This is a genomic window from Barnesiella viscericola DSM 18177 (genome assembly GCF_000512915.1).
In the GTDB taxonomy this organism is placed as follows: domain Bacteria; phylum Bacteroidota; class Bacteroidia; order Bacteroidales; family Barnesiellaceae; genus Barnesiella; species Barnesiella viscericola.
Genome location: NZ_CP007034.1, coordinates 271,508 through 296,686 on the forward strand (window position 1 = coordinate 271,508; position 25,179 = coordinate 296,686).

The 25,179-nt window shown below is 52.3% G+C and carries 22 protein-coding genes; 15 read left to right on the forward strand and 7 right to left on the reverse strand.

Annotation, left to right across the window (positions count from 1 at the left end; all coding sequences use genetic code 11):
* Positions 1 to 38: 38 nt before the first annotated feature.
* From BARVI_RS01120 to BARVI_RS01140, 5 genes are all read right to left on the reverse strand, one after another.
* Positions 39 to 1,946 carry a RecQ family ATP-dependent DNA helicase gene (locus BARVI_RS01120; RefSeq protein WP_038534216.1) on the reverse strand — a complete coding sequence of 636 codons (1,908 nt, stop codon included), beginning with the start codon at positions 1,944 to 1,946 and terminating at the stop codon, positions 39 to 41.
* A 194-nt stretch (positions 1,947 to 2,140) separates the two neighbouring features.
* On the reverse strand, positions 2,141 to 3,862 hold the full coding sequence (recJ, locus tag BARVI_RS01125) for a single-stranded-DNA-specific exonuclease RecJ (protein WP_025277450.1): 1,722 nt from the start codon (positions 3,860 to 3,862) through the stop codon (positions 2,141 to 2,143).
* 265 nt (positions 3,863 to 4,127) lie between these two features.
* Positions 4,128 to 4,640: a GNAT family N-acetyltransferase gene (locus BARVI_RS01130; protein WP_025277451.1), complete on the reverse strand. Its 513-nt coding sequence runs from the start codon at positions 4,638 to 4,640 to the stop codon at positions 4,128 to 4,130.
* Positions 4,641 to 4,789: 149 nt separating this feature from the next.
* Positions 4,790 to 5,710, reverse strand: a complete 921-nt coding sequence (locus BARVI_RS01135) for a mechanosensitive ion channel family protein (protein ID WP_051401136.1) — start codon at positions 5,708 to 5,710, stop codon at positions 4,790 to 4,792.
* A gap of 18 nt (positions 5,711 to 5,728) precedes the next feature.
* Entirely contained in the window at positions 5,729 to 6,928 is a 1,200-nt protein-coding gene (locus BARVI_RS01140) for a clostripain-related cysteine peptidase (protein ID WP_025277453.1), read from the reverse strand.
* A gap of 116 nt (positions 6,929 to 7,044) precedes the next feature.
* On the opposite strand from BARVI_RS01140, the gene BARVI_RS01145 reads away from it, so the two are divergent.
* The 15 genes from BARVI_RS01145 (at position 7,045) to BARVI_RS01215 (ending at position 24,010) form a co-directional block, all read left to right on the forward strand.
* Entirely contained in the window at positions 7,045 to 7,866 is an 822-nt protein-coding gene (locus BARVI_RS01145; protein WP_025277454.1) for a tetratricopeptide repeat protein, read from the forward strand.
* 94 nt (positions 7,867 to 7,960) lie between these two features.
* Positions 7,961 to 8,950, forward strand: a complete 990-nt coding sequence (locus tag BARVI_RS01150) for an HU domain-containing protein (RefSeq protein ID WP_025277455.1) — start codon at positions 7,961 to 7,963, stop codon at positions 8,948 to 8,950.
* Positions 8,951 to 9,012: 62 nt separating this feature from the next.
* Positions 9,013 to 9,768: a TrmH family RNA methyltransferase gene (locus BARVI_RS01155; RefSeq protein ID WP_025277456.1), complete on the forward strand. Its 756-nt coding sequence runs from the start codon at positions 9,013 to 9,015 to the stop codon at positions 9,766 to 9,768.
* A gap of 3 nt (positions 9,769 to 9,771) precedes the next feature.
* Positions 9,772 to 11,145: a DNA repair protein RadA gene (gene radA / locus BARVI_RS01160; RefSeq protein WP_025277457.1), complete on the forward strand. Its 1,374-nt coding sequence runs from the start codon at positions 9,772 to 9,774 to the stop codon at positions 11,143 to 11,145.
* A gap of 13 nt (positions 11,146 to 11,158) precedes the next feature.
* The gene (locus tag BARVI_RS01165; RefSeq protein WP_025277458.1) at positions 11,159 to 12,730 is read left to right on the forward strand and encodes an NAD(P)/FAD-dependent oxidoreductase; all 1,572 of its coding nucleotides are present in this window, start codon (positions 11,159 to 11,161) and stop codon (positions 12,728 to 12,730) included.
* 34 nt (positions 12,731 to 12,764) lie between these two features.
* Positions 12,765 to 13,475 (forward strand): MBL fold metallo-hydrolase, encoded by a 711-nt coding sequence (locus BARVI_RS01170; protein WP_051401057.1) that lies wholly within the window; start codon positions 12,765 to 12,767, stop codon positions 13,473 to 13,475.
* 28 nt (positions 13,476 to 13,503) lie between these two features.
* Complete coding sequence (locus BARVI_RS01175; protein WP_025277460.1) at positions 13,504 to 13,884, forward strand: VOC family protein; 381 nt, start codon at positions 13,504 to 13,506, stop codon at positions 13,882 to 13,884.
* 227 nt (positions 13,885 to 14,111) lie between these two features.
* Entirely contained in the window at positions 14,112 to 15,548 is a 1,437-nt protein-coding gene (locus BARVI_RS01180) for a carbon starvation CstA family protein (RefSeq protein ID WP_025277461.1), read from the forward strand.
* Between the two features lies 1 nt (position 15,549).
* Positions 15,550 to 16,392: a histidinol-phosphatase gene (locus tag BARVI_RS01185; RefSeq protein ID WP_025277462.1), complete on the forward strand. Its 843-nt coding sequence runs from the start codon at positions 15,550 to 15,552 to the stop codon at positions 16,390 to 16,392.
* Positions 16,393 to 16,503: 111 nt separating this feature from the next.
* Complete coding sequence (ileS, locus tag BARVI_RS01190; RefSeq protein ID WP_025277463.1) at positions 16,504 to 19,938, forward strand: isoleucine--tRNA ligase; 3,435 nt, start codon at positions 16,504 to 16,506, stop codon at positions 19,936 to 19,938.
* Between the two features lie 107 nt (positions 19,939 to 20,045).
* Positions 20,046 to 20,429: a TraR/DksA family transcriptional regulator gene (locus BARVI_RS01195; RefSeq protein ID WP_025277464.1), complete on the forward strand. Its 384-nt coding sequence runs from the start codon at positions 20,046 to 20,048 to the stop codon at positions 20,427 to 20,429.
* Between the two features lie 166 nt (positions 20,430 to 20,595).
* Positions 20,596 to 21,231 (forward strand): lipoprotein signal peptidase, encoded by a 636-nt coding sequence (locus tag BARVI_RS01200; RefSeq protein ID WP_025277465.1) that lies wholly within the window; start codon positions 20,596 to 20,598, stop codon positions 21,229 to 21,231.
* Positions 21,232 to 21,234: 3 nt separating this feature from the next.
* Positions 21,235 to 22,062, forward strand: a complete 828-nt coding sequence (locus tag BARVI_RS01205) for a DUF4296 domain-containing protein (RefSeq protein WP_025277466.1) — start codon at positions 21,235 to 21,237, stop codon at positions 22,060 to 22,062.
* 22 nt (positions 22,063 to 22,084) lie between these two features.
* The gene (locus BARVI_RS13295; protein ID WP_157232445.1) at positions 22,085 to 22,468 is read left to right on the forward strand and encodes a hypothetical protein; all 384 of its coding nucleotides are present in this window, start codon (positions 22,085 to 22,087) and stop codon (positions 22,466 to 22,468) included.
* 339 nt (positions 22,469 to 22,807) lie between these two features.
* Positions 22,808 to 24,010: a THUMP-like domain-containing protein gene (locus tag BARVI_RS01215; RefSeq protein WP_025277468.1), complete on the forward strand. Its 1,203-nt coding sequence runs from the start codon at positions 22,808 to 22,810 to the stop codon at positions 24,008 to 24,010.
* Here BARVI_RS01215 and smpB read toward each other — a convergent pair.
* Together smpB and BARVI_RS01225 are read right to left on the reverse strand one after the other, a co-directional pair.
* Positions 24,000 to 24,452: an SsrA-binding protein SmpB gene (gene smpB / locus BARVI_RS01220; protein ID WP_025277469.1), complete on the reverse strand. Its 453-nt coding sequence runs from the start codon at positions 24,450 to 24,452 to the stop codon at positions 24,000 to 24,002. The genes BARVI_RS01215 and smpB overlap by 11 nt on opposite strands.
* A 15-nt stretch (positions 24,453 to 24,467) precedes the next feature.
* Positions 24,468 to 25,031, reverse strand: a complete 564-nt coding sequence (locus BARVI_RS01225; protein ID WP_038534217.1) for a hypothetical protein — start codon at positions 25,029 to 25,031, stop codon at positions 24,468 to 24,470.
* Positions 25,032 to 25,179 lie beyond the last annotated feature (148 nt).

A 25,179-nucleotide genomic window follows, 5' to 3' on the forward strand; every position in this document is an offset into this window, starting at 1 on the left:
AATACCTAAACTAAATACCTAAAATCTTATCTCTCTTTTTATGTTTTGTTTTTATAGTGAATATCGTCTTCGCAGACGATAAAACCTTCGTCTCGCAGGAAGCGCAGGGCTTCGATCACCTCGTCCTCGGGGTAGGGTAGCGCGGCGGCTATCCGGTCGCGGCTCACGCAGTCGTTGCCGATGAACTGTTGTATGGCCCGGGCTATCACCTCGGGCTTTTGAGCCGAGGCTTGCTCCCGTTTCCTGTGCTCGATGCAGTTGTCGCAGCAGCCGCACTCGTAGTCGGCCTTCTCACCGAAGTATTCGAGCAACATCTGTTGACGACAGCGGGTCGAAGTGGCATAGGTGATCATACTCTCGATGCGGTCGGCCATGCGCTGTCGCCTATCTTCATAGGCTTCGCGGGTGATTTGCACGTAGCGGGGCTCCATGCGTTCGCGGGTGTAGACGATATAGGGCGTGCGTCGCCGCGGTATGTAGTGGAGCACGTGCAGACGGTTCAGCTTCAACAAGGCCTCGTAGACCTCTTGCTGACAGGCACCGAGCCGTTGGGCAAGCAAATCTTCGTGGATAAACACATAGTCGGCAAAAAGCCCGGTATAGGAGCGCAACAGGCATTGCAACACGCGGTCGGTGGCCGGGTCGGTGTCGCGCAAGTGGTAGAGTTCTTCTTTATGAACCAGCATCATTACCCGCGAAAGGGTGTCAGTCTCTTCGATAAATTCGATGTAGCCCGATATGGTGAGAATTTTCAGCGCGCTGAGTACCGGAGTAGTCGCATAGTTGAAGGTGGTGCAGAACCGTTTCAGGTTGAACTCATAAATCGAGTCCATGCCGCAGCCGAGTGCTATTTCGAGAAAGTTACCCACCCGTTCGTAGACCTTCAAGACAAACTCTTTGTCGGGAAACTCCTCAGTGAGCCGCTTGTGCAGGTTGGCCTTGTCGCGACGAGAATAGAGCAGTACGGCATAGGCACGGGTCCCGTCACGTCCGGCCCGACCCGCCTCTTGAAAATACTCTTCGGGCGAGTTGGGCATGTCCAGATGCACGACCACCCGAACATCGGGTTTGTCAATGCCCATACCGAAGGCGTTGGTCGAGACCATCACCCGGGTTTCATCGACCTTCCATTTGCGCTGTTTCTCGTTCTTCTCCTCCTGTCCCAGACCGGCGTGGTAGTAGTCGGCCGATATGCCGGCCCGGTTCAACTCTTCGGCTACCTCTTTCGTGTGCTTGCGGTTGCGCACATAGACGACGGCGCTGCCGGGTACCCGATGGAGGATACGCAGCAGTTGCTGCATCTTGTCCTCGCACGACCTCACCACATACGAGAGGTTGGGACGGGCGAAGCCGGTGCGGAATACCCGACCGTCGTGAAAGTCGAGCTTCTTCTGTATATCATCGGCTACAATAGGAGTTGCCGTGGCGGTGAGGGCCAGCACGGGAACGTGGGGCAGGGTGTGCCGTATCTGGGCTATTTTCAGGTAGGCAGGGCGGAAGTCATATCCCCATTGCGAGATGCAGTGGGCCTCGTCGACCACGATTAGCGAGACCGGCAGCCCCTGAATGCGGGCGGTGAACAGCTCGGTATCGATGCGCTCGGGCGAGATGTAGAGAAACTTGAATCGCCCGTAGAGGCAGTTGTCGAAGGTGACGACCATCTCGCGGCGCGACATGCCGGCATGGATATAAGCCGCCCGTATGCCCCGGTCGCGCAGGTTGTCGACCTGGTCTTTCATCAAGGCAACGAGAGGGGTAATGACGAGGCAGAGCCCTTCGCGACAGAGGGTAGGCACCTGAAAGGTGAGCGATTTACCCCCGCCGGTAGGCATGAGTCCCAAGGTGTCGTGTCCGTCGAGCAGCGAAGTGATAATCTCCTCTTGCATGGGCCGGAACTGGCGGTAACCCCAGTACTTTTGCAATATTTCGTAGATGATTTCGTGCATGCCTTTCCCGAAAAATCGGGTGCAAAATTACAATTTTATCTTTTACAAGATAGCAATCGCACCACGAATTTACAAGAACTTTTGGTAGAGAGGGAACTCACCGAGGTATCTTGCTTTGATTCTACCCCACAAGAGGATATGACAAAGGCCGTCGTTCTGCACTCGATGTGGAACGACGGCCTCGGTTGATAGGGTTATTCCGACGGTCTGATATCCTTGATAAACAGCTGTATCGAACCGCTGTTATGAGTATTTTCCTCGATGGTGTAACAGATGTCAAACGGTTTTCCGGCCTTGATGTGTTCAAAGTGTTGGCTCATGTTGAAGGCGATGCCGTTCATGATGTTCTTCGATTTGCTGTCGACCAGTTCGAGTTTCACGTGCTCGTTTTTCTTGCCTACGAGTCGGCTCGTACCGTAGTCGGTAACATGACGTGTACAGAAGATAGGCTTCTGGTTACCGGGTCCGAAGGGGTTGAACTGTTTAAGCAGGGCAAAGAACTCGGGGGTGATTTCGTTGAAGTCGATTTCGGTGTCGATGTCGATTTGCGGCTCCATCTGCTCGGGCAGAATGTGTTTGGCCACATGCTCCTCAAACCGGGCGGTAAACTCCTTGATGTGTTCCTCTTTCATCGAGAGGCCCACGGCATAGGTGTGCCCTCCAAAATTCTCGAGCAGGTCGCGACACGACTCTACCGCCTTGTAAATATCAAACCCCTGTACCGAGCGAGCCGAACCGGTGGCCAGTCCGTCGGAGAGGGTGAGGACCACGGCCGGGCGGTAGTAGAGTTCGGTGAGGCGCGAAGCCACAATACCGATAATGCCTTTGTGCCAGTCCTTGTTGTAGATGACAATCGATTTGCGGTGGTTGATGTCGACGTGCTCTTCGAGTATCTTGCTGGCCTCTTCGGTAATCCGCTTGTCCAACTCCTTGCGGTTCTCGTTGTACTGATCGATGTTCTGACTCTTTTCGAGCGCTCCGGCCATATCCTTGGCCACCAACAGGTCTACCGCCTCTTTGCCCGATTGCATGCGGCCCGAGGCGTTGATGCGGGGGCCAATCTTAAAGACGATGTCGCTGATGGTAATATTCTTGTTGTTGAGTCCGCACACCTTCAAGATACCTCGCAATCCCATGCTGGGGTTGGAGTTGAGCCGCTTCAAGCCGTGATAGGCCAGAATACGGTTCTCACCCGTGATGGGCACGATGTCCGAAGCGATGCTCACGGCCACCAGGTCGAGCAGCGGTTCCAGGTCGGCAGCGATGTCGATACCGTTGTTGATTGCAAATCCCTGCATGAACTTGTAGCCTACACCACAACCCGACAGATGTTTGTAGGGGTAGGTCTCTCCTTCGAGTTTGGGATTGAGGATAGCCACGGCGTCGGGCAACTGGTCGTCGGGCATATGGTGGTCGCAGATGATGAAATCAATGCCTTTGCTCTTGGCATAGGCTATTTTCTCCACGGCCTTGATGCCGCAGTCGAGGGCAATGATAAGTGTGATACCGTTCTCGGCCGCATAGTCGATGCTTTTGTCCGAGATGCCGTAACCCTCGTCGTAACGGTCGGGGATATAGTAATCGAGCCCCGAATAGAAATTTTGTAAAAACTTATACACCAGCGATACGGCAGTCGTTCCGTCCACGTCGTAATCGCCATAAATCATAATCTTTTCTTTACTCCCTAACGCACGATTCAGCCTAACGACTGCTTTTTCCATATCTCTCATGAGGAACGGGTCATGGAGATCGGACAACTGGGGTTTGAAAAACTTCTCCGCCTCGGCGACCGAAGTTACCCCTCGTTGAGCGAGCAGTCTACAAAGCGCAGGGACCCGTGGGTATCGGGCCTCTAATTGCTGGGCTATTTGCTGTTCGTTTGATGTAAGGTGTAAGTAATTCCATTTACTTATCATTTATATTTTTTTTATTTTTTATCGCTTTCGGTCCCGTCGCGTCGGACGGAAAAATAAAGCCCCGCCCGATGGAATTCAACGGGAATTTGCAGGCTGCGATGCACGTATGTGCCTTGCCTACATGTATATAACAATGAGCAGGAGATGTAATTGCTTACAGACAGTCCTTTTTTACCTCATTATTGCCGTAAAGTTATAAAAAGACATTCAATGTTGAGCCGTTTTTCGCCGTTAAAATTGTAATTATTCAAAATTTTAACGTCCTTTATTCGCCCCGGTCGGAAGCAGATTTCGCAACCAGCAACAGTTCATAGTCGACCACGTCGAGCCACTGTCCGAACTTGTAGCCAACCTCCTTGAAAAGCGATACCTGTGTGAACCCGAGCCGTGCGTGAAACGCGCGGCTAGTCTCGTTGTTGCCGGTGATGCAGGCAATCAGCGCACGGTAGCCCCTGTGGCGGCATTCATCAATTAATCTCTGCATGAGCTGTTTGCCCAATCCCCGGTTTTGACTCTGGGGCGACAGATATACGGTGGTTTCGAGGGTATGACCGTAGGCGGCCCGCTCCTTCCAGGGGTGGGCATAGCAGTAGCCCGTCACGACGCCTTCCTCTTCGGCTACGAAGTAGGGATAGTCGGCAGCGATATGGGCGATGCGGTCGCGCATGGCTTCGACTGTGAGTGGTTCGGTCTCGAAGGAGATAGTGCTGTGCAAAATATAGTCGTTGTAGATGGCTGCAATGGCGGCAGCGTCGTGTAGTGTGACCTCTCGTATCATCATTGTTGCGTTGTCTCTTTTCAGTGCACGAATATACAAAAGAAACGGGAAACCACTGTGCAGGGGACGATGGCTTTCGCACAAGAAAAACCGGGAGGCTATTGAGAATCCAATAACCTCCCGGTGGTAAATGCTTTGTATCGAATCGATTACTGGTCGACCATGTGCACGTCGACTTGCGGATAGGGGAAGTGCAGGTTGTACTTTTCGAACTGTTTGTACACTTGTTCATTGAAATCGTAATAGACTCCCCAGTAGTCTTCGGCAGCAGCCCAGGCGCGCACGGTTACTTCGACAGCACTATCGGCCAGACTGCTCAGTGCTACGAACGGAGCCGGAGTGTCCATCACCCGTTTGTCGGCAGCAAGAAGCTCCAATACCACCCGTCGAGCCGTATCGAAATCGTCACCGTAGGCAATGCCTATTGTCCAGTCGACCCGGCGACGCCCCTCCTTGGAGTAGTTGTTGAGGCTGCCGGTCGAAAGTCCGCCGTTGGGAATAATGATGGTTTTGTTGTCGGGCGTGTTGAGTATGGTGTTGAAAATCTGTATCTCTTTCACCGTACCCGAATATCCCTGAGCCTCAATGAAATCGCCCACCTTGTAGGGCTTGAAGAGCAGAATCATCACCCCGCCCGCAAAGTTTTGCAAGGTACCGCTCAACGCCATACCTACGGCAAGACCGGCCGAGGCGAAGATGGCCAGGAACGAACTGGTGTTGATGCCGAGAATACCGATAACGATGACAATCAGTATCAGCATGAGTATGATACGAATCAGGCTCAGCAGGAAGGTTCGCAGCGAGAGCTCGACATTGCGGCGGACAAAGGCTTTGGCGACAAAGTTGTGAATGCGGTTGATTATCCATTTGCCAATGAAGAAGACCGCCAGAGCAATGGCAATCTTGACCAATCCATGCAAAATGGCGTCGATAGCCTGTTCCGTGAATTGCTGGAACGAGAGGGACGACAGGGCCGAGAGCTTTTGCTGCCAGGTTTGTGCCACCTCTTCGGGAGCCGGGAGTTCGGGGGTCTGAGCCCACAGTGTAAGTAAAGAATTGAAAATAGACATATACATATAGAATTAAAGTTAATAATCGATAGGATAGACTTGTTGGTACCAGTCGAGTGTTGTATAGTATCGGTCGAGTGTCGAGTCGCCGGTTCCCATTACGTAGCAGCTTAGTCCGCAATGGGTACGCACGGTGAGTGTTCCCAATATCGCGGGAGTTGCTGCCTGGTAGAGTATTGTTTCGTTCAACGCCTGGTCGAGTTGTTGCAACTCGTCGGTCGAGGCGAACTGGGCCAGGTAGTCGCGCAGGTCGTAACAGATATACGGATAGCTGCGATCGAAATGCTGCACGTTTGAGAGGTCAGGAATCGTTTCACCCCGGTGTGCCTCGAATATCGTACGGACAACTTGGGCCAATCCTTCAAGTCCCCGGCAGTCGACCAAACAGGTGGTTGCAGTGCGGGAAACTCCCGTCTGACTGTTGTAGTGATTGTAGATGGCCTGGCACACTTGTCCCAGATTGAGCTGGTAGTCGAACAGCAGGGGTATGGTTAGGGCATAGGGCATGCCGGCTCCCATTACCTCAGCGGCCGAACCGATATAGTAGTCGGTCTTGTTGCGCAACTGATAGGCACACTCGATGCTGCCCATAAAGCAAGCGTCGGAGAGTATGAAGCGAAACCGGTGGTCGGGCAGAGCGTCGGCTAATTCATCAAGTTCCATATAGTACGACCCGTCTTGACCGAACGATCGGGTAGGGGCTATCTGCTTAGGGAGTTGATCACGTAGCGAGAGAGCCAGCGACGAATTGCCCGGTACCCACCCGGTGCTGTGCGACCACAGAATCAATCCATATTCATTAGCGGGGAACAACTGCGCGGTCTCGTCGACGACCGAGCGCAGCACCTCGCCTGTGGACGAATTGCGGTCGGGGTACTCCTTGACGATGACCTTTTGAGCCTGTCCCGAGGGGCCCGGTTTGATTTGTATGAGTTGCGGATTGGTATCGTATCCGTCGCGATAGACAATGAGATTGCCTCCGTTCAGTTCCCCGGCGGCGGCCGCCTGCATCATCTCGTCGATGTTCTGCGAATCGAAATAGCGGCTGGCTCCCAGATCGTTATCCGATAACATATAGACCAGCACGGTGCGGTTCACGGCAACCGGCTGGGGCTCGTCCTTCTCTTTGGAACACCCGGAGAAGAGTATGGAGACGACTGCCAGCAGCCATAACCATCGCCCTGGGGGGGTGAGAAGTAGGGGGTCGAGATTTTTCATAATTCGCAAAAATAACAGAATTTTTGGCAAGGACTGTTTTTTTTGAGTACTTTTTAGATAACCGATAGGTGAAAGTAGCGCGCAAACCCATACCTTTGTTAGACAAAAAATCGAGTATGAAGAAAATAGCGGTTCTTATTTGTATGATATGCCTGCCCTTGGGACTGTGGGCGAGGAACTATTATCAATGGGTCGAGCGTGCCGACAGTTGCATCAAGGCCAAAGATTGGGCGGGAGCCGAGGAGGCGTTGCTGAGTGCCTTGCGTGCCGAACCGGCCAACGGGCAGAACTCGCTGCTCATGTCGAACCTGGGCACGGTGCAGCGTTATGCCGGTAAATACGACGAGGCGCTCAGGAGCTACTCCAACGGCCTGTTGATGACGCCCAATTCGGTAACACTGTTACGCAACCGGGCGGCCCTCTTTTCTGAAATCGACAGCATCGACCAGGCCTATCAGGATTACAGCCAGATACTGATGATCGACGATACCGACGAAGACGCCCTCTATCACCGGGGGCTTATCGAGTTGGAGCGGGGCGACACGATTTCGAGTCGGGCCGATTTCGAGCGGCTGCTCAAAATCAATCCGGCCAGTGCCAACGGCCGCATCGGTTTTGCTTCGCTGTTGAAGGTGATGGGCTACTATCCCGAGGCGATTGAGGTCTATTCACAGGTTATCAAGTTCAACCCCGAGAAGGAGATTCTCTATGTGGGGCGGGCCGAAGCCTATCTCTTTGCCGGACAGTATGCCAAGGCCGACAAGGACATCGAGAAAGCCATGGAGTTGGCTCCCGACGACCCGGTGGTGTATGTGCTGCGGGCATTGGGCAAACTGGCCCGCTATGAACGGGAATCGGCCAAGGAAGATCTGGAACGTGCCGTCGAGTTGGGGTACGATCGGGAGTCGGCCGAGCAGTTGCTCCGGGAAGACGACTGACGTTGCGGGGTTCCCGATTCTCCTGACGCCTTTCGGGGAAAAATAATTTTTTACTTCTGTTGCGCCGACCAAAGAAAATTCATACCTTTGTTGTATGATTGGAATAGCGCGTCACATCGAATACTTGTTGCTGCATCACGGCCGCGTCACACTGCCGGGGATAGGTACGTTTGCAGTCGGCTATCGGGAGGCCCGGTTGTTGCCCGACGACAGTTCGTTCCTGCCGCCCGTGCGCAGCGTCGAGTTTCACCCCGACGAGTGCGGTGACGATGAGCGGTTGCTCCGTTCGGTGATGCGTTCCGGATTCATCTCCCGCGACGAGGCCGCCCGGGCAATCGCCAACGAGGCCGATGCCATTCGCCGGACCGTAGAGGCCGGTGACGATTACCGGCTGGGACGCTTGGGCCGTTTTGTATTGCACAACGGGCAGATAGATTTCCAGGTTAATGAGACTAATTTTGTCGAATATCCGCGGTTGGGATTTGCCCCGGTCGAGGTTCAGCCGCTTGAAGAGCCTGAGGCCGAAAACGAGACGGCAGTGACCGTTGAAGACAAGACCCCCGATCGCATCTATATATCCTTCCCCCGCCGGATTTTGCGGGCGGCAGCCGTAGCAGCAGCGGTCATCGTCTTTCTGCTGATGCTGTCGAAGCCCATCAATACGCCCGACACCACGGTCAACTATGCCGGCGTGCTCTCGGCCGAACTCTTCGGCCCATCGAGCACAGTTCAAGCGAGTGTAGACGAGGCGGTTGTCGATACGACGACACTCGCTCCCAATACGGTATCGGTCGAAGCCGAAGCGGCTCACCCGGCTACTACGGTAACCGAGGCCGGTACGACAGCCAACACCTATTACATCATCGTTTCGTCGCTTCCCTCCAAACGGTTGGCCGAGCAGCAAATCGAATGCTTCCGTCAACAAGGCATTTCGTGCGACCTGCACATCTACGAGACTCCGCGGAAAGCCCGCCTCTATGTCGCTTCGTTCGGCAACTTTGACGAGGCCCGCCAATACCTCTCGCAACTGGTGCGTGAGCAGCCTCTCTTTGAGAATGCCTGGATTATGAACGCCGGCGATTGAGTTTGTACAGGGTGGGGGGCCCGAGAAGGGGCTCATGAGTTTATCGAATCATCGGATAAGCAATGCTTAGTAAAAATCAAATTAAACGCATACAGTCGCTCGCCCGGAAGAAGGGTAGGCGCGACGAAGGTTGTTTCATTGCCGAGGGCAACAAGCTGGTCGAGGACACCTGCGAGGCTTTCGAGTGCGAGCTGTTGCTGGCTACCCCCCGGTGGCTTGCTGCGCACCCAGCTTGTTCCGACCGTTCGGTGCAGGAGGTGAGCGAGCAGGAGATGGCCAAAGTGTCGCAACTCACCACTCCCTCCGATGTGCTGGCCGTGTACCGCATACCTCGCTATCGGCTCGATGTCGAAGCGATGCGCCACGAGTTGGTCTTGGCACTCGACACCGTGCAGGACCCCGGCAATCTGGGTACGATTGTGCGGCTGGCCGACTGGTTCGGCATTCGGCACATCGTCTGCTCGCCCGAGACGGCCGACCTCTACAACCCCAAGGTGGTGCAGGCCACGATGGGAGCGCTGGCACGGGTGCGGCTCTACTATACCCCGTTGGCCGAGTTCCTCGGGGCGATGGAGCGGGCATCGGTCTACGGTACCTTTCTCGACGGCACCGATATCTATCACACCCCGCTTTCGAACCACGGGGTGATTGTGATGGGCAACGAGGGCAGCGGAATATCGCCCGAGCTCGAACCCTATATCGGCACTCGTCTCTATATCCCCAACTATCCGGCGGGGCAACCCACCTCCGAGTCGCTCAACGTCGCCGTTGCGGCGGCCATTACCTGTGCCGAGTTCCGTCGGAGGCAAATCATGTGAAATATGGCAAAGACAAAATCGGTTTACTTTTGCAATAACTGCGGGGCAGAGTCGCCCAAATGGATAGGCCGCTGTCCGGTGTGCGGCGAGTGGAATACCTATGTCGAGGAGGTAGTGAGCGCCAAGCCCGCCTCGACAGGGAAGGGTGGATATAGCCTCTCGGGCGAGAGCAAGGTACGCCCCCAGCGTATCGACGAGATACAGGTGACCGAGGAATCACGTATCGACCTGGGAAACGGTGAACTCAACCGGGTGCTGGGCGGTGGACTCGTGCGCGGGTCGCTGGTGCTGATAGGCGGCGAGCCCGGTATAGGCAAGTCGACCCTTATCTTGCAGACCGTACTTGGGCTGAAAGGATATAAAGTATTATATGTGTCGGGCGAGGAGAGTGCCCGACAGTTGAAATTGCGGGCCGAGCGCATAGGCGGCAGCGCCCCCGACTGTTACATCGTGTGCGAGACTTCTCTCGAAGATATTTTTGTGCACATTCGCAACGTGAACCCCGACCTGGTGGTCATCGATTCGATACAGACCATCGCCACCTCGACCATGGAGTCGTCGCCCGGCAGCGTGGGTCAGGTGCGCGAGTGCGCCGCCTCGCTGTTGAAATTTGCCAAGCAGACCAATACGCCGGTATTGCTCGTGGGCCACATCAACAAGGAGGGGAGCATCGCCGGTCCCAAGGTGTTGGAACACATTGTCGACACGGTGTTGCAGTTCGAGGGCGACCGTCACTACATGTATCGCATCTTGCGCTCCATCAAGAACCGCTTCGGCAGCACGTCGGAGCTGGGCATCTACGAGATGCGGCAGAACGGTCTGCGCGAGGTCTCCAACCCTTCGGAGATGCTGCTCTCGCAAGACCACGAGGGGTTGAGCGGTGTCGCCATCGCCGTCACTATCGAGGGGGTACGTCCCTTCCTTATCGAGACCCAGGCTTTGGTGAGTACGGCAGCCTACGGCACTCCGCAGCGTTCGGCCACGGGGTTCGACCTGCGGCGCATGAACATGCTGTTGGCCGTGCTCGAAAAACGGGTGGGTTTCAAACTGGCGCAGAAAGATGTCTTTCTCAACATCGCCGGGGGTATCAAGGTCAACGACCCGGCCATGGACTTGGGGGTTATCAGTGCCATACTTTCGTCGAACATGGATATGGCCGTCGAAACCGGCACCTGTATGACCGGCGAGGTGGGGCTCTCGGGCGAGATACGGCCCGTCAACCGGATAGAGCAACGCATACTCGAAGCCGAGAAGCTGGGATTCAAGCGCATGCTTATCCCGCAAAACAACATCAAGGGATTCGACACCTCGCGACTCTCCATCGAACTGATTCCGGTGCGTAAGGTCGAGGAGGCCTTCCGCCAACTTTTCGGATAAACAGGATAAGATTATGATTCAGGAACTGCAACTACGTATTTTGCCCGAGCAGGCCGCTTCGGAACAGAGCATTGCGGCTTATGTGGCTCGTGAGCAAGGAATAGATATGCGCACCATAAAGAGCGTACGGGTGCTGAAGCGTTCGATCGACGCCCGCCAGCGTACCGTGATGATTAACTTGAAGGTGCGCTTGTACATCAACGAATTTCCGCAGGACGACGAATTCCCGCACATCGACTATGGCGACGTGTCGGGCAAGCCGCAGGCGGTGGTGGTGGGAGCCGGTCCGGCCGGATTGTTTGCCGCCCTGCGCCTGATCGAGCTGGGCGTGCGTCCCGTGGTTGTCGAGCGGGGGAAGAATGTGCACGACCGTCGCAAGGACATTGCCCGCATCAGCCGCGAGCAGCGCATCGACCCCGAGTCGAATTACAGCTTTGGCGAGGGTGGAGCCGGCGCCTTCTCCGACGGTAAGCTCTATACCCGCAGTAAAAAGCGGGGAAATGTCGACCGCATTCTTCAAATCTTCTGCCAGCATGGTGCCTCGGTGTCGATACTCTCCGACGCCCACCCGCACATCGGGACCGACAAGTTGCCGGGTGTCATCGAACGAATGCGCAACCGCATTATCGAGTCGGGGGGCGAGGTGCATTTCGAGACCCGCATGGAGAGTCTGATTGTCGAAGACGACGAGGTGCGGGGTATCGTCACGGCCGACGGACGGGAGTTTACAGGCCCCGTGATTCTGGCTACCGGCCATTCGGCGCGCGATGTATACTATATGTTGCACGACAAGGGGGTAGAGCTCGAAGCCAAGGGTATCGCCGTGGGTGTGCGTCTGGAACACCCCCAACAGCTCATCGACACGATACAGTATCACAACCCCCGGGGGCGCGGCAAGTATCTGCCGGCCGCCGAGTATAGCTTTGTGACTCAGGTCGACGGGCGGGGTGTCTATTCGTTCTGCATGTGTCCCGGCGGTTTTGTGGTACCGGCCGCCAGCGGCCCCGAACAGATTGTGGTCAACGGCATGTCGCCCTCGACGCGAGGTTCGGCGTGGGCCAACTCGGGTATGGTAGTCGAGATGCAGCCCGAAGATTTTGGCGAGCAGTTCTCGGCCTACGGTGTGCTGGCCGGTATCAAGTTTCAGGAGAATCTCGAACGCCAGTGCTATCTGAACGGGAATTGCAAACAGACGGCTCCGGCCCAGCGCATGACCGACTTTGTCAACCGCCGCAACTCCTACGACTTACCCCGTTCTTCCTATTCTCCGGGGCTCATCGCCTCGCCGTTGCACTTCTGGATGCCCCCCTTCATCGTGTCACGTCTGCAAGAAGGATTCAAACATTTCGGCAAGGTATCGCACGGTTTCCTGACGCATGAGGCGGTGATGATAGGGGTGGAGACCCGCACCTCGTCGCCGGTGCGGATACCGCGTGACCGGGAGTCGATGACCCATATCCGTCTGCGGGGGCTCTATCCCTGCGGCGAGGGAGCCGGTTATGCCGGGGGTATCGTGTCGGCCGCTATCGACGGTGAGCGTTGTGCCGAGGCGTTGGCCGCCCATTTCACCGGTAAACCATTGTAATTCGACTGCTGTTTTTTATAGATAAACAGATAATATGATGAAACTGACCTATCTTTTTCATAGCGGTTTTTTGCTCGAAGCCGACGGTTTTGCCGTCGTGTTCGACTATTATCGGGAGGGTAGGGCTCTGCTCGACAATCTGCTGCACCGGGAGCAACCCCTCTATGTGCTGGTATCGCACGAGCATCGCGACCATTACAACCCCGAAGTGCTGGCATGGCACCGGCAGAACAACCGGGTTTGTTATATCTTCCCCCGGGAGATGGAGGGGCGTCGCGAATTGGCCGACCTGCCCCAGACCGTATTTCTAAGTAGGGGAGAATCCTATGCCGACGAGCGGTTGCAGGTAACCGCCTTCGGGTCGACCGATCTGGGCGCTTCGTATGAGGTCGTCATCGGCAAGCGGACGGTTTTCCACGCCGGCGACTTGAACAACTGGCATTGGGCCGACGAGTCGACCGAGGCCGAGGTGCGCGAAGCCGAGGAGGCCTATCGGGCCGAACTCGACTATCTGGCGCGTCGGGTCACCCGCTTCGACGTAGCGATGTTTCCCGTCGACGCCCGGTTGGGCAGCGATTATATGCGCGGTGCCCGGCAGTTTGTCGAGCGGTTCGAAGTGGGGGTGTTCGTCCCCATGCACTTCTATCCCGCCGTGGTTAAGGCCGAAGCCTTCGCTTCCATAGCCCGGCAGCACGGCGCCCGGTTTGTCTTGCTGAGCCATACCGGCGATTCAATAGAACTATAAACCAATAAAAAACAAATACAATACGATTATGGAAATAAAATCAAGATTCGACCATTTCAATGTCAATGTGACCGATCTCGACCGGAGTATCGCTTTTTATCACAAGGCTTTGGGCTTTACCGAGGCCAGTCGCAAAGAGGCTGCCGACGGTTCTTTCGTACTGGTTTACCTCACCGACGGGGTATCGCCCTTCCTGCTAGAACTCACTTGGTTGCGCGACCACGACCAGCCCTATGAACTGGGCGAGAACGAGAGTCACCTGTGCGTGCGGGTCGACGGTGACTATGACCAGGTGCGGGCCTTCCACAAGGAGATGGGCTGTGTCTGCTTCGAGAACGAAGAGATGGGACTCTACTTTATCCACGACCCCGACGATTACTGGATTGAGGTGTTGCCGGTCAAGGGCTGAGAGTGAGTCTGAGATGAATTGGAAAGCTGTCATTTCATAGGGAATGACGGCTTTTTTCTTTTGAATAAATCGTTGGAATCATAAAAAAATTATACCTTTGTAAGGACTTTGTGAAAAAGAGAAGAATAAGAATCTGTTCGATTTGGATAAATGGCTTGAGTAGATACGAGAATTTCATCGTTAAAGTGCTTTTGTCTGAACCATGAATTACAAACTGTTTTTAAGTTATGATTACCTTTTGCATTGCCTTGCTGCTGCTGATTGTCGGCTATTTTGTCTATGGCACATTTGTTGAGAAAGTATTTGGCGTAGAGCCGGATAGAGCGACTCCGGCTTATACCTCGACCGATGGAATCGACTACATTCCCATGCCTACCTGGAAAGTTTTTCTCATTCAGTTCCTGAATATTGCCGGATTGGGCCCCATCTTCGGAGCCATCATGGGAATCCTGTACGGGCCGTCGGCCTACCTGTGGATTGTATTTGGTACCATATTCGGCGGTGCTGTCCATGATTACCTCTCCGGCATGCTCTCGGTACGTCGCAATGGTGCCAGTTTACCCGAACTTGTGGGCGATGAATTGGGTGTAGTCATCAAGCAGGTAATGCGAGTATTCTCGTTGCTTCTGATGATATTGGTCGGGGCGGTATTTGTTGTAAACCCGGCCAATCTACTTGACCTGCTTATCGGTGAAAGTACCACTACCACCTTGTGGATTGCCATCATTTTCGGCTACTACATATTGGCAACGCTGTTACCTATCGACAAACTTATCGGACGTCTCTACCCGCTGTTTGGATTTGCCCTGTTGTTCATGGCAATTGGCATTATGGTATCGCTTTTCCTGCGTCCCGACAGTCTACCCGAATTTACCGCAGCCATCGGTTATACCCGATCCGACTCCGATGTCAACCCCATCTTCCCCATGATGTTTATCTCGATTGCTTGTGGAGCCATCTCGGGCTTTCATGCCACTCAGTCACCCATGATGGCCCGTTGCCTCAAAAACGAGAAGATGGGACGTCGGGTATTCTACGGGGCCATGGTAGTCGAGGGAATCGTAGCTCTCATTTGGGCAGCCGCTGCCATCGCCTTTTTCGACGGTTCATTCACGGCACTCTCCGATTATCTGAAAGGGAAAACACCGGCCATCTTGGTCAACGATATTTCAGTAGGGTGGTTGGGAACCTTCGGGGGTATCTTGGCCATGTTGGGGGTAATAGCTGCCCCCATTACCTCGGGCGACACGGCTCTACGGTCGGCCCGACTGATTGCTGCCGATTTCTTACATATTTCACAGAAGAAAATACGAAACCGGATATTGGTGTCGCTCCCTATCTTTGCCTTGGCCTGGGTGGTGATGATGATTGACTTTGAGGTGCTGTGGCGCTATTTTGCCTGGTGTAACCAAACTCTTGCCGTATTTACCCTGTGGGCGCTCACGGTATGGCTGGCTCGGGAACGCAAATGCTATTGGATTACGTTGATTCCGGCTCTATTCATGACGATGGTAACAATTACCTATATTCTATTTGCTCGTGAAGGATTGAGACTTCCTTACGAAATTTCATTGGATATCGCCTTTGTAGTAACGCTTGTATTGACTGTTTTATTTGCTCGATTCAAACGTACACTGCCAAGCCGTGTACCTTTAAAGAAATGATATGAATCAGTTGACCAATTATCATTCGCACAGTCAGTTCTGTGACGGTCATGCTCCCATGGAGGAGTTTGTGAAGGAGGCCGTAGCCGAAGGCTTTGTCGCCTACGGTATATCGTCGCACGCTCCGTTTCCCGTACCCAATCAATGCAACATGCTGCGGGAGCGTCTGCCCGAATACCTCGCAGAGTTTCATCGCATAAAAGAGCTTTATGGCTCGGCGATAGAGTTGTATGTGGGGCTCGAAATCGATTTTCTCGACGATTCTTTTAATCCGTCGATTCCCTATTTCAAGGAGTTGCCTCTCGACTATCGCATCGGGTCGGTACACTATATTGTCACCCCCGACGGGACTCCTATCGACACCGACGGGTCACCCGACCGTTTCAGGGGATATGTCGACACCTATTTCGGAGGCGATGTCGATGAAGCCGTGCGGCGCTTCTATCGCAGTTCGTTCCGCCTGGTCGAGTTGGGCGGTTTCGATTTTCTGGGGCATCTCGACAAGATAGGACTGAACGCCTCGCTCTACCGTCCCGGCCTTGACCGGGAGGCGTGGTACCGACGTCTGGTAGCCGACTATCTCGAAGCCATTGCCTCGCAACACCTGTTGGTCGAGGTCAATACCAAGGCCTTTGCCACGCGCGGCCGCTTCTTCCCCGGTGAAGACTATTTCGAACAGATGCACCGGCTGGGCATCGGGGTGGTGGTCAACTCCGATGCGCACTATCCTGCCAAAATCAATGCCGGGCGCCCCGAAGCCCTCAAAGCCTTGGCCCGGGCCGGATATACCACTGTGTGGCAATTCCACCGGAACGAATGGATTGAAACGCCATTGGAGTTGTAACCCCGAGTTCGGTTATCTTTCATCGAATATTATAAAGCTGTTTCTTTCATGGTTACAGCTTTTTTTGTATCTTCGTGCCGATTTTTTAGTAAATACTATATTTAGAAATATATGGGCAAGAAATTCTCCGAATATTCTCATTTCGACCTCTCCGAAATCAACAAAGAGGTTCTGAATGAATGGGATAAGCAAGACCTGTTTCACCAGAGTTTGGAAACCCGCGAAGGTTGTCCTTCGTTTGTATTCTACGAGGGACCGCCCTCGGCCAACGGTATGCCGGGCATTCACCACGTGATGGCTCGCTCCATCAAGGACCTCTTCTGCCGCTATAAGACCATGAAGGGCTTTCATGTAAAGCGCAAGGCAGGGTGGGATACCCACGGTCTGCCGGTCGAGTTGGGCGTAGAAAAGGCTTTGGGTATTACCAAGGAAGATATAGGTAAAACCATTTCGGTGGCCGACTACAACGCTACCTGTCGCAAAGATGTGATGAAGTTTACCCGCGAGTGGGAAGATCTTACACACCGCATGGGTTACTGGGTAGACATGAAGAATCCCTACATTACCTACGACAACCGGTATATCGAGACGCTGTGGTGGCTGCTCAAACAGCTCTACAACAAGAATTATCTGTATAAGGGCTATACCATTCAACCCTATTCGCCTGCGGCTGGTACCGGTCTGAGTTCGCACGAGCTCAATCAACCCGGTTGCTATCGCGACGTGAAGGATACTACTTGTATCGCTCAGTTCAAGATACGTAACCCTCGTCCCGAGATGGCCGCTTTCGGTGAGCCCTATTTCCTGGCCTGGACCACGACGCCGTGGACTTTGCCCTCCAATACGGCACTGTGCGTAGGTCCCAATATTGACTATAATCTTGTACAGACCTACAACCCCTATACGGGAGCTCCCATCAGCGTGATTGTAGCCAAGGTCCTTGTCCCCACACTCTTCAATGCCAAGGCCGCCGATTTGGAACTCGATGCTTACAAACCTGGTGACAAACTCATTCCTTGGAAAGTGGTAGCCGAATACAAGGGTAGCGACTTGGCCGGTATGGAGTATGAGCAACTGTTGCCGTGGGTAAATCCTGGCAAAGGTGCCTTCCGGGTTATTACCGGCGACTTTGTCACGACCGAGGACGGTACGGGTATTGTACATATCGCACCTACCTTTGGTGCCGACGACGACCGGGTAGCCAAGGCCAGCGGCGTACCGCCTCTCATGATGCTCGACAAGGACGGCAACCGTCGCCCTATGGTCGACATGACCGGTAAGTTCTACCTGCTGGAAGATCTCGACCCCGAGTTTGTGAAAAACAACGTCAACGTCGAGGCTTATCGCGAATATGCCGGCCGCTACGTGAAAAATGCGTACGACGATACCCTTACCGACAACGATGCCACGCTCGACATCGACATCTGTGTGATGTTGAAGCAGACCAACAAGGTATTCAAGATTGAGAAGCATGTGCACAGCTATCCCCACTGCTGGCGCACCGACAAGCCGGTACTCTACTATCCCCTTGACAGTTGGTTTATCCGCACCACGGCTTGCCGCGACCGCATGATCGAGCTCAACAACACGATTAACTGGAAACCGCAGTCAACCGGTTCGGGTCGTTTCGGCAAATGGCTCGAAAATCTGCAAGACTGGAACCTCTCGCGTAGCCGCTACTGGGGCACACCGTTGCCCATCTGGCGCACCGAGGACGGCAGCGAGGAGATCTGCATCGGGTCGGTCGAGGAGCTGTACAATGAAATAGAAAAATCGATTGCCGCCGGGCTGATGACCGAGAACCCCTACAAAAAACAGGGATTTGTGCCCGGTGAATATACGGCCGAAAACTACAATAAGATAGATTTGCACCGTCCTTACGTTGACGATATTGTGCTCGTTTCGCCCTCGGGCAAACCCATGAAGCGCGAGAGCGACCTGATCGACGTGTGGTTCGACTCGGGTGCCATGCCTTATGCCCAAATCCACTATCCGTTTGAGAACAAGGAGGCCTTTGACAAACGCGAGGTCTATCCCGCCGATTTCATTGCCGAAGGTGTGGACCAGACTCGCGGCTGGTTCTTCACGCTGCACGCCATCGCCGCGATGGTATTCGACAGCGTGGCCTACAAGGCCGTAGTTTCCAACGGTCTGGTGCTCGACAAGAACGGCAACAAGATGTCCAAGCGTCTGGGCAACGCCGTCGATCCCTTCGGTACGATCGAAAAATATGGTTCCGATCCCTTGCGCTGGTACATGATTACCAACTCGTCGCCTTGGGACAACCTCAAATTCGACTTCGACGGCATCGAAGAGGTGCGCCGCAAATTCTTCGGTACTCTCTACAATACCTATTCGTTCTTTGCCCTCTATGCCAATGTCGATGGATTTACCTTTGCCGAGCCCGAGATTCCCGTAGAGAAACGACCCGAGATCGATCGCTGGATCATCTCGCTGCTCAACTCGCTCATTCGGGAGGTTGACGAGCAGTTTGCCGCCTATGAGCCCACGCGTGCCGGCCGGGCCATCGCCGACTTTGTTAACGATAACCTCAGTAACTGGTACGTGCGGTTGAACCGCAAACGTTTCTGGGGCGGCTCGATGACCGACGATAAGCTGTCGGCCTACCAGACACTCTACACCTGCCTTGAAACGGTGGCTAAGCTCATGGCGCCTATCGCTCCTTTCTATGCCGACCGTCTCTATACCGACCTCACCACGGCTACCGGTCGCGACAATCGTTCGGTACACCTGACCGATTTCCCCGTAAGCTGCGACAAATATATCGACAAGGCACTCGAAGAGCGTATGCAGATTGCCCAGACCATGACCTCGATGGTACTGGCCTTGCGTCGCAAGGTCAACATCAAGGTGCGCCAGCCGCTCACAACCCTTATGGTACCGGTGCTCAATCCCGAACAGCAGGCTCATATCGAGGCCGTGAAAGATTTGGTACTCAGCGAGGTGAATGTGAAGGAGATGAAGTTTGTCGATAACGCGGCCGGCATATTGGTAAAACGGGTTAAACCCGATTTCAAGAAGTTGGGCCCGCGTTACGGTAAAATCATGAAGCAACTGGCCGCTACCATTGCTGCCATGTCGCAACCCGATATTGCCGAGTTTGAAAAGAACGGGTCGTTCACCTTCGACATCGACGGCCAACAGGCTACCATCGAGAAGGGTGACGTCGAGGTTATCTCGGAGGATATTCCCGGCTGGCTGGTGGCCAACGAAGGGAACCTCACTGTGGCTCTCGACATTACCGTGACCGACGAACTGCACCGCGAAGGTATTGCCCGCGAACTGGTGAACCGGATTCAGAATATCCGCAAGACCTCGGGATTTGACATTACCGACAAGATAGACGTCGCCATAGCCTACAATGCCGAGACCGACCAGGCTGTGAGGGAGTATCGCGACTACATGTCGCGTCAGGTACTGGCCAATACGTTCGAGATTGTCGACAACCTTTCGGGAGAGTCGGTCAGCGAGTTGGATTTCGATACCTTTAAGGTAAATATCCGAATTGTTAAATCCGTAAAATAATAGAGAGTCGTAGGGATATTTCTGTTATATTTGACCTGACATAAAATTACTTCTCCCGGCGGGGAGGAAAGGTCAGATAGAAATCAAAACTTTAACCAATAATAATTATGAGTGAAAAAACACGCTATTCCGACGCCGAGTTGGAAGAGTTCAGACAGATTATCAATGAGAAGCTCGAAAAAGCCTATCGGGACTACGATTTGCTGAAAGCTTCGATTATGAATACCGACGGCAACGATGTAACGGATACGTCGCCTACGTTTAAGGTCCTGGAAGAGGGAGCAAGTACCCTTTCCAAGGAAGAGGCCGGGCAGTTGGCTCAACGTCAGATGAAATTCATACAGCACTTGCAGGCCGCTCTCGTGCGCATCGAGAACAAGACCTATGGCATCTGTCGCGAAACGGGCAAGCTGATTCCCAAAGAGCGACTCCGTGCTGTTCCTCACGCTACGCTGGGCATAGACGCGAAGGTAGATGGACGCAAAAAGTAAGTGGGCCGCACACCTGCCCGTCGGCTCCCTGCGGGAAGCCGCAGAGCAGTATGCCGGTTTCAGAAGACTTATCGAAGCGATAAGCTAAACACAATTCGACCTTCGGTTGCTATCTTGTTATGGAAAGCACGAAGGTCGAATCTGTTTTTTTTGAATAAAGAAAGGAATGATGAAAAGACTGACCAAAGGCCAGATTGCCCTCGGGGTGATAGTTCTGGTCCTGATTATCGACCAGATTGTAAAGATATGGGTGAAGACCCACATGTATATAGGCGAGGCCATTCGGGTAACCGACTGGTTTTATATCGCTTTTATCGAGAACAACGGTATGGCATTCGGTATGGAGGTAGGGAGTAAGCTCTTCCTGACACTCTTCCGGGTAGTTGCCGTCGTTTTTCTGGTGTGGATTCTGTGGCGTATCAAGAACAAGCCCCAGATGCCCACGGGTCTCATTGTCTGCCTGGCCTTGATTATAGCCGGGGCTGCGGGAAACATCTTCGACAGCCTCTTTTATGGCCTGATATTCAACGACCCGATGCCGCCGCTGGTAGCCTCGTTTGTCCCGGGCGAAGGGTATGCCGGGCTCTTTTACGGCCGGGTAGTCGATATGCTCTATTTCCCGCTGTTTAGTTTTTACTGGCCCGATTGGGTGCCGGGAATAGGAGGGGAGCGGTTTGAATTTTTCCGCCCCGTATTCAATATTGCCGACTCGGCTATCTCGGTAGGCGTCGTCTGCCTCATTCTGTTTTATCACCGTTATCTCTCTACCGACCATAAGAAGAAAGAAGAGAAACCGCAGTGACGTATGAAGAAATTGGTATATCTCATAATTGCTCTGTTCGTTCTGGCCGCTTGCAGCCATGACCCCGACTATGTAATAGGCGAAAAGGATATGGTCGATTTATTGGTCGATGTCCATAAGGCCGAGGCGGTCATCGAGTCGAATTACAACCAATACAGCAGTAAAGCCGATAAAAAGAAACTGCGCGAGGCCGTCTTCTTGAAGCACGGCATTACCCAGGAGCAGTTCGACACCAATCTGGTGTGGTACGGCCATCACATCGAGGATTATATGAAGATATACGAGCAGGTGGTCGAGCGTCTCAAAGCCGAGAATGAAGAGGCCAAGAAACTGTTGGCCGAGGACAATTCGCAAACCATGTCACAACCCGGTGACAGTGTAGATGTGTGGAAACAACGCCGTGCCCATGTATTCGATACCCGTCAAGCCAGCAACTTGTTGACGTTTGACATTGCTCCCGATGAAAACTTCCGCACCCGCGACTATTTCGAGTTACGCTTCAAGGTCCTCTTACTGCCCAAGCTGTCCGTTAAACCTCAGGTCTATCTGGCAGCTCGACACATCAATCACGACATAGTCTATAATCAGCTCGACATCGATAGGGAAGGGTGGCATTCATTACCCTTGCAAACCGATTCGGCCATGGCTCTGTCGCGTATTAATGGTTATATAGTTCTACCCATGCAACCGGTTTCGGGTACCATGTATGTCGATAGCCTCACACTGATACGACGCCACTACAACGATCGCATTCCGACAGTAGAGCACCAGAAATCGTTACCCAGTCGGCCAAAATCAACCCGTGAACTCCGATTAAATAAAAAATATTAGCGCTATAAATTGAATTGCTCATATGAAAAAAGGATTCTTCTCACATCAATTGTGTTACAGACGTTCGCTGTTGAACAAGCATATTCTCTACCTGACCGAAGATAATCGGGTAGACCATATTCTGCCGTTCCAGCGAGAGGTTTCCCTGACCACCTTTTGTGAGGGGGTACTCTTTGTCGTTGCACCCACTTTTGAGACGGAGAAAGATGAGTTTTGTCATACTCTGAGCGAGCAGTTGTCCAAAAACTGTCTGCTCACCGTGGGCGAAGCAATTATTCGCAACCCGGTATATCTGCGTCATATGGCCGATGATGTAAAGCCTTGCAGTCTTTATACCATCACTTCAATCAATTGGGCAACAGCTCGATTGAGAGATGATCGTCTGGATTTGGTAAAGGTAATTTAGTCACTATATATGGATTGAATAATTGAAGTCGTGTCTTCAAAAATCTCTTATAAGTTTTTATTCCTCATATTCAAGAAAATCATTAATCATAAATCGCTTTCAATCATCATTTTATAAAAAGTCGTGAAAGCCTTGTCGGTAAAAATTTATATAGACTTCATTTTATAAATAGAAGGTTTCCCCAATCTTTTATTTATCATAATATAAATTATAAGACAAATTGAAATAAGTAGAATTATTTCGATTATTATTGGTAGACATGCTTGACAATCTCAGACCGTAAGAATACGCAACTACAATCCCCCTCCAAAATTCGATTTTAATACCTATCTTTGTCTTATGAAATATACAAAGTCCATACGTGATTTTCTGGTCGAGTATGCCGATGCCGATACCAACCGGTTACGCTTGATGAATATTCAAGCTGAGTTTGATGTTGCATGGGCTATCCTGCAAATTGAAGCTCGCAAAAAAATTCAACGCAAGTTGCCCACTTGGGCTTCCAACATGGACTTGATATTTCCATCTGTCTTGTCGACCGAACAATGTTCGTCGGAACAAACGGCTCAATATAAACAACGACTCATTTCCCCGGGCAATTTGGCCGACTTGACCGGAGGCTTGGGCATAGATACCTATTACTTTTCTCAGAAGGCGTCACAGGTAGTTTATGTGGAACGTATGGCTGAATATTGTCAAGCGGCACGCTCCAATTTCAAAAACTTGGGCGCCGATAACATTACGGTTGTCGAAGACGACTGTATACACTTTGTGCAGAATAACACTCATCGCTTTGACACAATTTATATCGATCCGGCTCGCCGAGGTTCGGGCAATAAAAGAATTTTTGCCCTCGCCGAATGTGAACCGAATGTGGTAGAACTCTTGCCAACATTGCTACAACAAGCCCGACGTATCGTGATAAAGGTCTCGCCAATGGCCGATATTTCGGCAATTCTGGCGCTCTTGCCCGAGATAACCGAAGTCCATGTGGTGTCGGTCCGAAACGAATGCAAAGAGGTGCTGCTGTTTATCGATTCCACCCTTTTACCGACCGATAACAATCCGATGATTTATTGTGTCAATATAGAGGCCACAGGCGATACATCGGTCTTCCCATTCCGCATGAGCGAAGAGAAACAACAGCCCCACTCCACCCCGTGTGAAAAGATAAGCCGGTATCTTTACGAACCCAACTCGTCGATACTCAAAGCCGGTGCTTATAAAGTGGTTGCTTTGAAATATGGAATAGCTAAGTTGCAAATAAACAGCCATTTATATACGTCCGATGTGTATATCCCCGATTTCCCGGGTCGGAAATTCGAGGTAATCGAAGCTCTTGATTTCAACACTAAGATTATCAAGGCAGTAGGGAAACAATATCCCTGCCTCAACCTCTCGACACGCAATTTCCCCATGGCTGCGGTCGAACTGCAAAAGCGGCTGAAATGCAAAGACGGGGGTGATTTCTATCTGTTTGCCACCACGCTTGCAGGGGATCGTAAAATTTTGATTATCACAAAGAAAACAACTATCGTTTAAACATACGATCCATCTGTCGCTTGTCTTCACGCTCCTTAATGGAGTCTCGCTTGTCATACTCTTTCTTACCTTTGGCAATGGCGATAGTTACTTTGGCCAACCCCTTGTCATTGATAAAGACCCGGGTAGGAATGATGGAAAAGCCCGATTCTCGCGAAGCTCGTTCTATTTTTGCGATCTCCTTACGAGTAAGCAACAGTTTACGGTCACGGCGTGACGAGTGATTGTTGTATGAGCCATAAAAATATTCGGCGATATACATGTTTTTAATCCATATTTCGCCGTTATTGACATAGCAGAAAGAGTCGGTCAATCCCGCTTTTCCCAAGCGAATCGACTTGATTTCGGTACCCGACAACACGATACCGGCATTGAACGTATCGAGCAATTCGTAGTCGAAGGTAGCCCGTTTGTTGCGTATATTTATCTGTGGTAATTTCATCGTTATCTCTTTTTATTAAATGACCCCGGGCATCAAAAAATAAAGCAGTTTCTGAATTGCCATCGGGATAGCCAGAAACAGCACGGTCATTGTGACCACATAGAGGATACTCTTTTGATCGGGCACCTCCATGTATTTCTGACTGTTCCAAATCACATAAGCCAACAGAAGCGGCAGAAAATCGACAATTCCCGGTACCGAATAAAAGTATCGGGCAATGAGTATTACGATGTCGAACAGCATATACAATCCCAGATTATACCCGACAAACCGTTTGATTCGCGACTCGGGCTGCACAACTTCCAATACTTGGGTCGAGAATACTTTTGTCACATACACCAGCGCATAGAACCCGCCAAAAAACTTGACAAACTCTATAATGGCTTCCTGCAACGCTCTCGACAGCGAAATGTCATTGAAAAAATATCCCAAAAAACAAACGACCGCCGTAATCCCCATAAGCGGATAGAGGAACTGATTCAAAAACAGAGGAGTCGCACAAGGCGCCTTATCGGTCTTTTGCCACGTTTTCCCCGGAGAGAACAGGAGCAAAAAGAGATGTTTCAAATCATTCATCATGCGGACAATATTTCTGATTCGTATGCAAAGATAATAATATTTGTTCTATTTAACCTCTCGGCAATCACATTCTCTCCTTTTTATGAGAGAATAAAAAAAATAAAATTTTTATCTTTGCATTTCAAAAAAGTTTCAGTTTAGTCCATTT

Bases quoted from the DNA above. Each gene is read 5' to 3' on its own strand.
- BARVI_RS01180 (WP_025277461.1), top strand. From the start codon at position 14,112: ATGATTACCTTTTGCATTGCCTTGCTGCTGCTGATTGTCGGCTATTTT.
- BARVI_RS01135 (WP_051401136.1), bottom strand. From the start codon at position 5,710: ATGTCTATTTTCAATTCTTTACTTACACTGTGGGCTCAGACCCCCGAA.
- ileS (WP_025277463.1), top strand. From the start codon at position 16,504: ATGGGCAAGAAATTCTCCGAATATTCTCATTTCGACCTCTCCGAAATC.
- BARVI_RS01185 (WP_025277462.1), top strand. From the start codon at position 15,550: ATGAATCAGTTGACCAATTATCATTCGCACAGTCAGTTCTGTGACGGT.
- BARVI_RS01225 (WP_038534217.1), bottom strand. From the start codon at position 25,031: ATGATGAATGATTTGAAACATCTCTTTTTGCTCCTGTTCTCTCCGGGG.
- smpB (WP_025277469.1), bottom strand. From the start codon at position 24,452: ATGAAATTACCACAGATAAATATACGCAACAAACGGGCTACCTTCGAC.
- BARVI_RS13295 (WP_157232445.1), top strand. From the start codon at position 22,085: ATGAAAAAAGGATTCTTCTCACATCAATTGTGTTACAGACGTTCGCTG.
- BARVI_RS01165 (WP_025277458.1), top strand. From the start codon at position 11,159: ATGATTCAGGAACTGCAACTACGTATTTTGCCCGAGCAGGCCGCTTCG.
- BARVI_RS01195 (WP_025277464.1), top strand. From the start codon at position 20,046: ATGAGTGAAAAAACACGCTATTCCGACGCCGAGTTGGAAGAGTTCAGA.
- BARVI_RS01215 (WP_025277468.1), top strand. From the start codon at position 22,808: ATGAAATATACAAAGTCCATACGTGATTTTCTGGTCGAGTATGCCGAT.
- recJ (WP_025277450.1), bottom strand. From the start codon at position 3,862: ATGATAAGTAAATGGAATTACTTACACCTTACATCAAACGAACAGCAA.
- BARVI_RS01200 (WP_025277465.1), top strand. From the start codon at position 20,596: ATGATGAAAAGACTGACCAAAGGCCAGATTGCCCTCGGGGTGATAGTT.
- BARVI_RS01175 (WP_025277460.1), top strand. From the start codon at position 13,504: ATGGAAATAAAATCAAGATTCGACCATTTCAATGTCAATGTGACCGAT.
- BARVI_RS01155 (WP_025277456.1), top strand. From the start codon at position 9,013: ATGCTTAGTAAAAATCAAATTAAACGCATACAGTCGCTCGCCCGGAAG.
- BARVI_RS01205 (WP_025277466.1), top strand. From the start codon at position 21,235: ATGAAGAAATTGGTATATCTCATAATTGCTCTGTTCGTTCTGGCCGCT.
- BARVI_RS01145 (WP_025277454.1), top strand. From the start codon at position 7,045: ATGAAGAAAATAGCGGTTCTTATTTGTATGATATGCCTGCCCTTGGGA.
- BARVI_RS01120 (WP_038534216.1), bottom strand. From the start codon at position 1,946: ATGCACGAAATCATCTACGAAATATTGCAAAAGTACTGGGGTTACCGC.
- BARVI_RS01150 (WP_025277455.1), top strand. From the start codon at position 7,961: ATGATTGGAATAGCGCGTCACATCGAATACTTGTTGCTGCATCACGGC.
- BARVI_RS01170 (WP_051401057.1), top strand. From the start codon at position 12,765: ATGATGAAACTGACCTATCTTTTTCATAGCGGTTTTTTGCTCGAAGCC.
- BARVI_RS01130 (WP_025277451.1), bottom strand. From the start codon at position 4,640: ATGATACGAGAGGTCACACTACACGACGCTGCCGCCATTGCAGCCATC.
- radA (WP_025277457.1), top strand. From the start codon at position 9,772: ATGGCAAAGACAAAATCGGTTTACTTTTGCAATAACTGCGGGGCAGAG.
- BARVI_RS01140 (WP_025277453.1), bottom strand. From the start codon at position 6,928: ATGAAAAATCTCGACCCCCTACTTCTCACCCCCCCAGGGCGATGGTTA.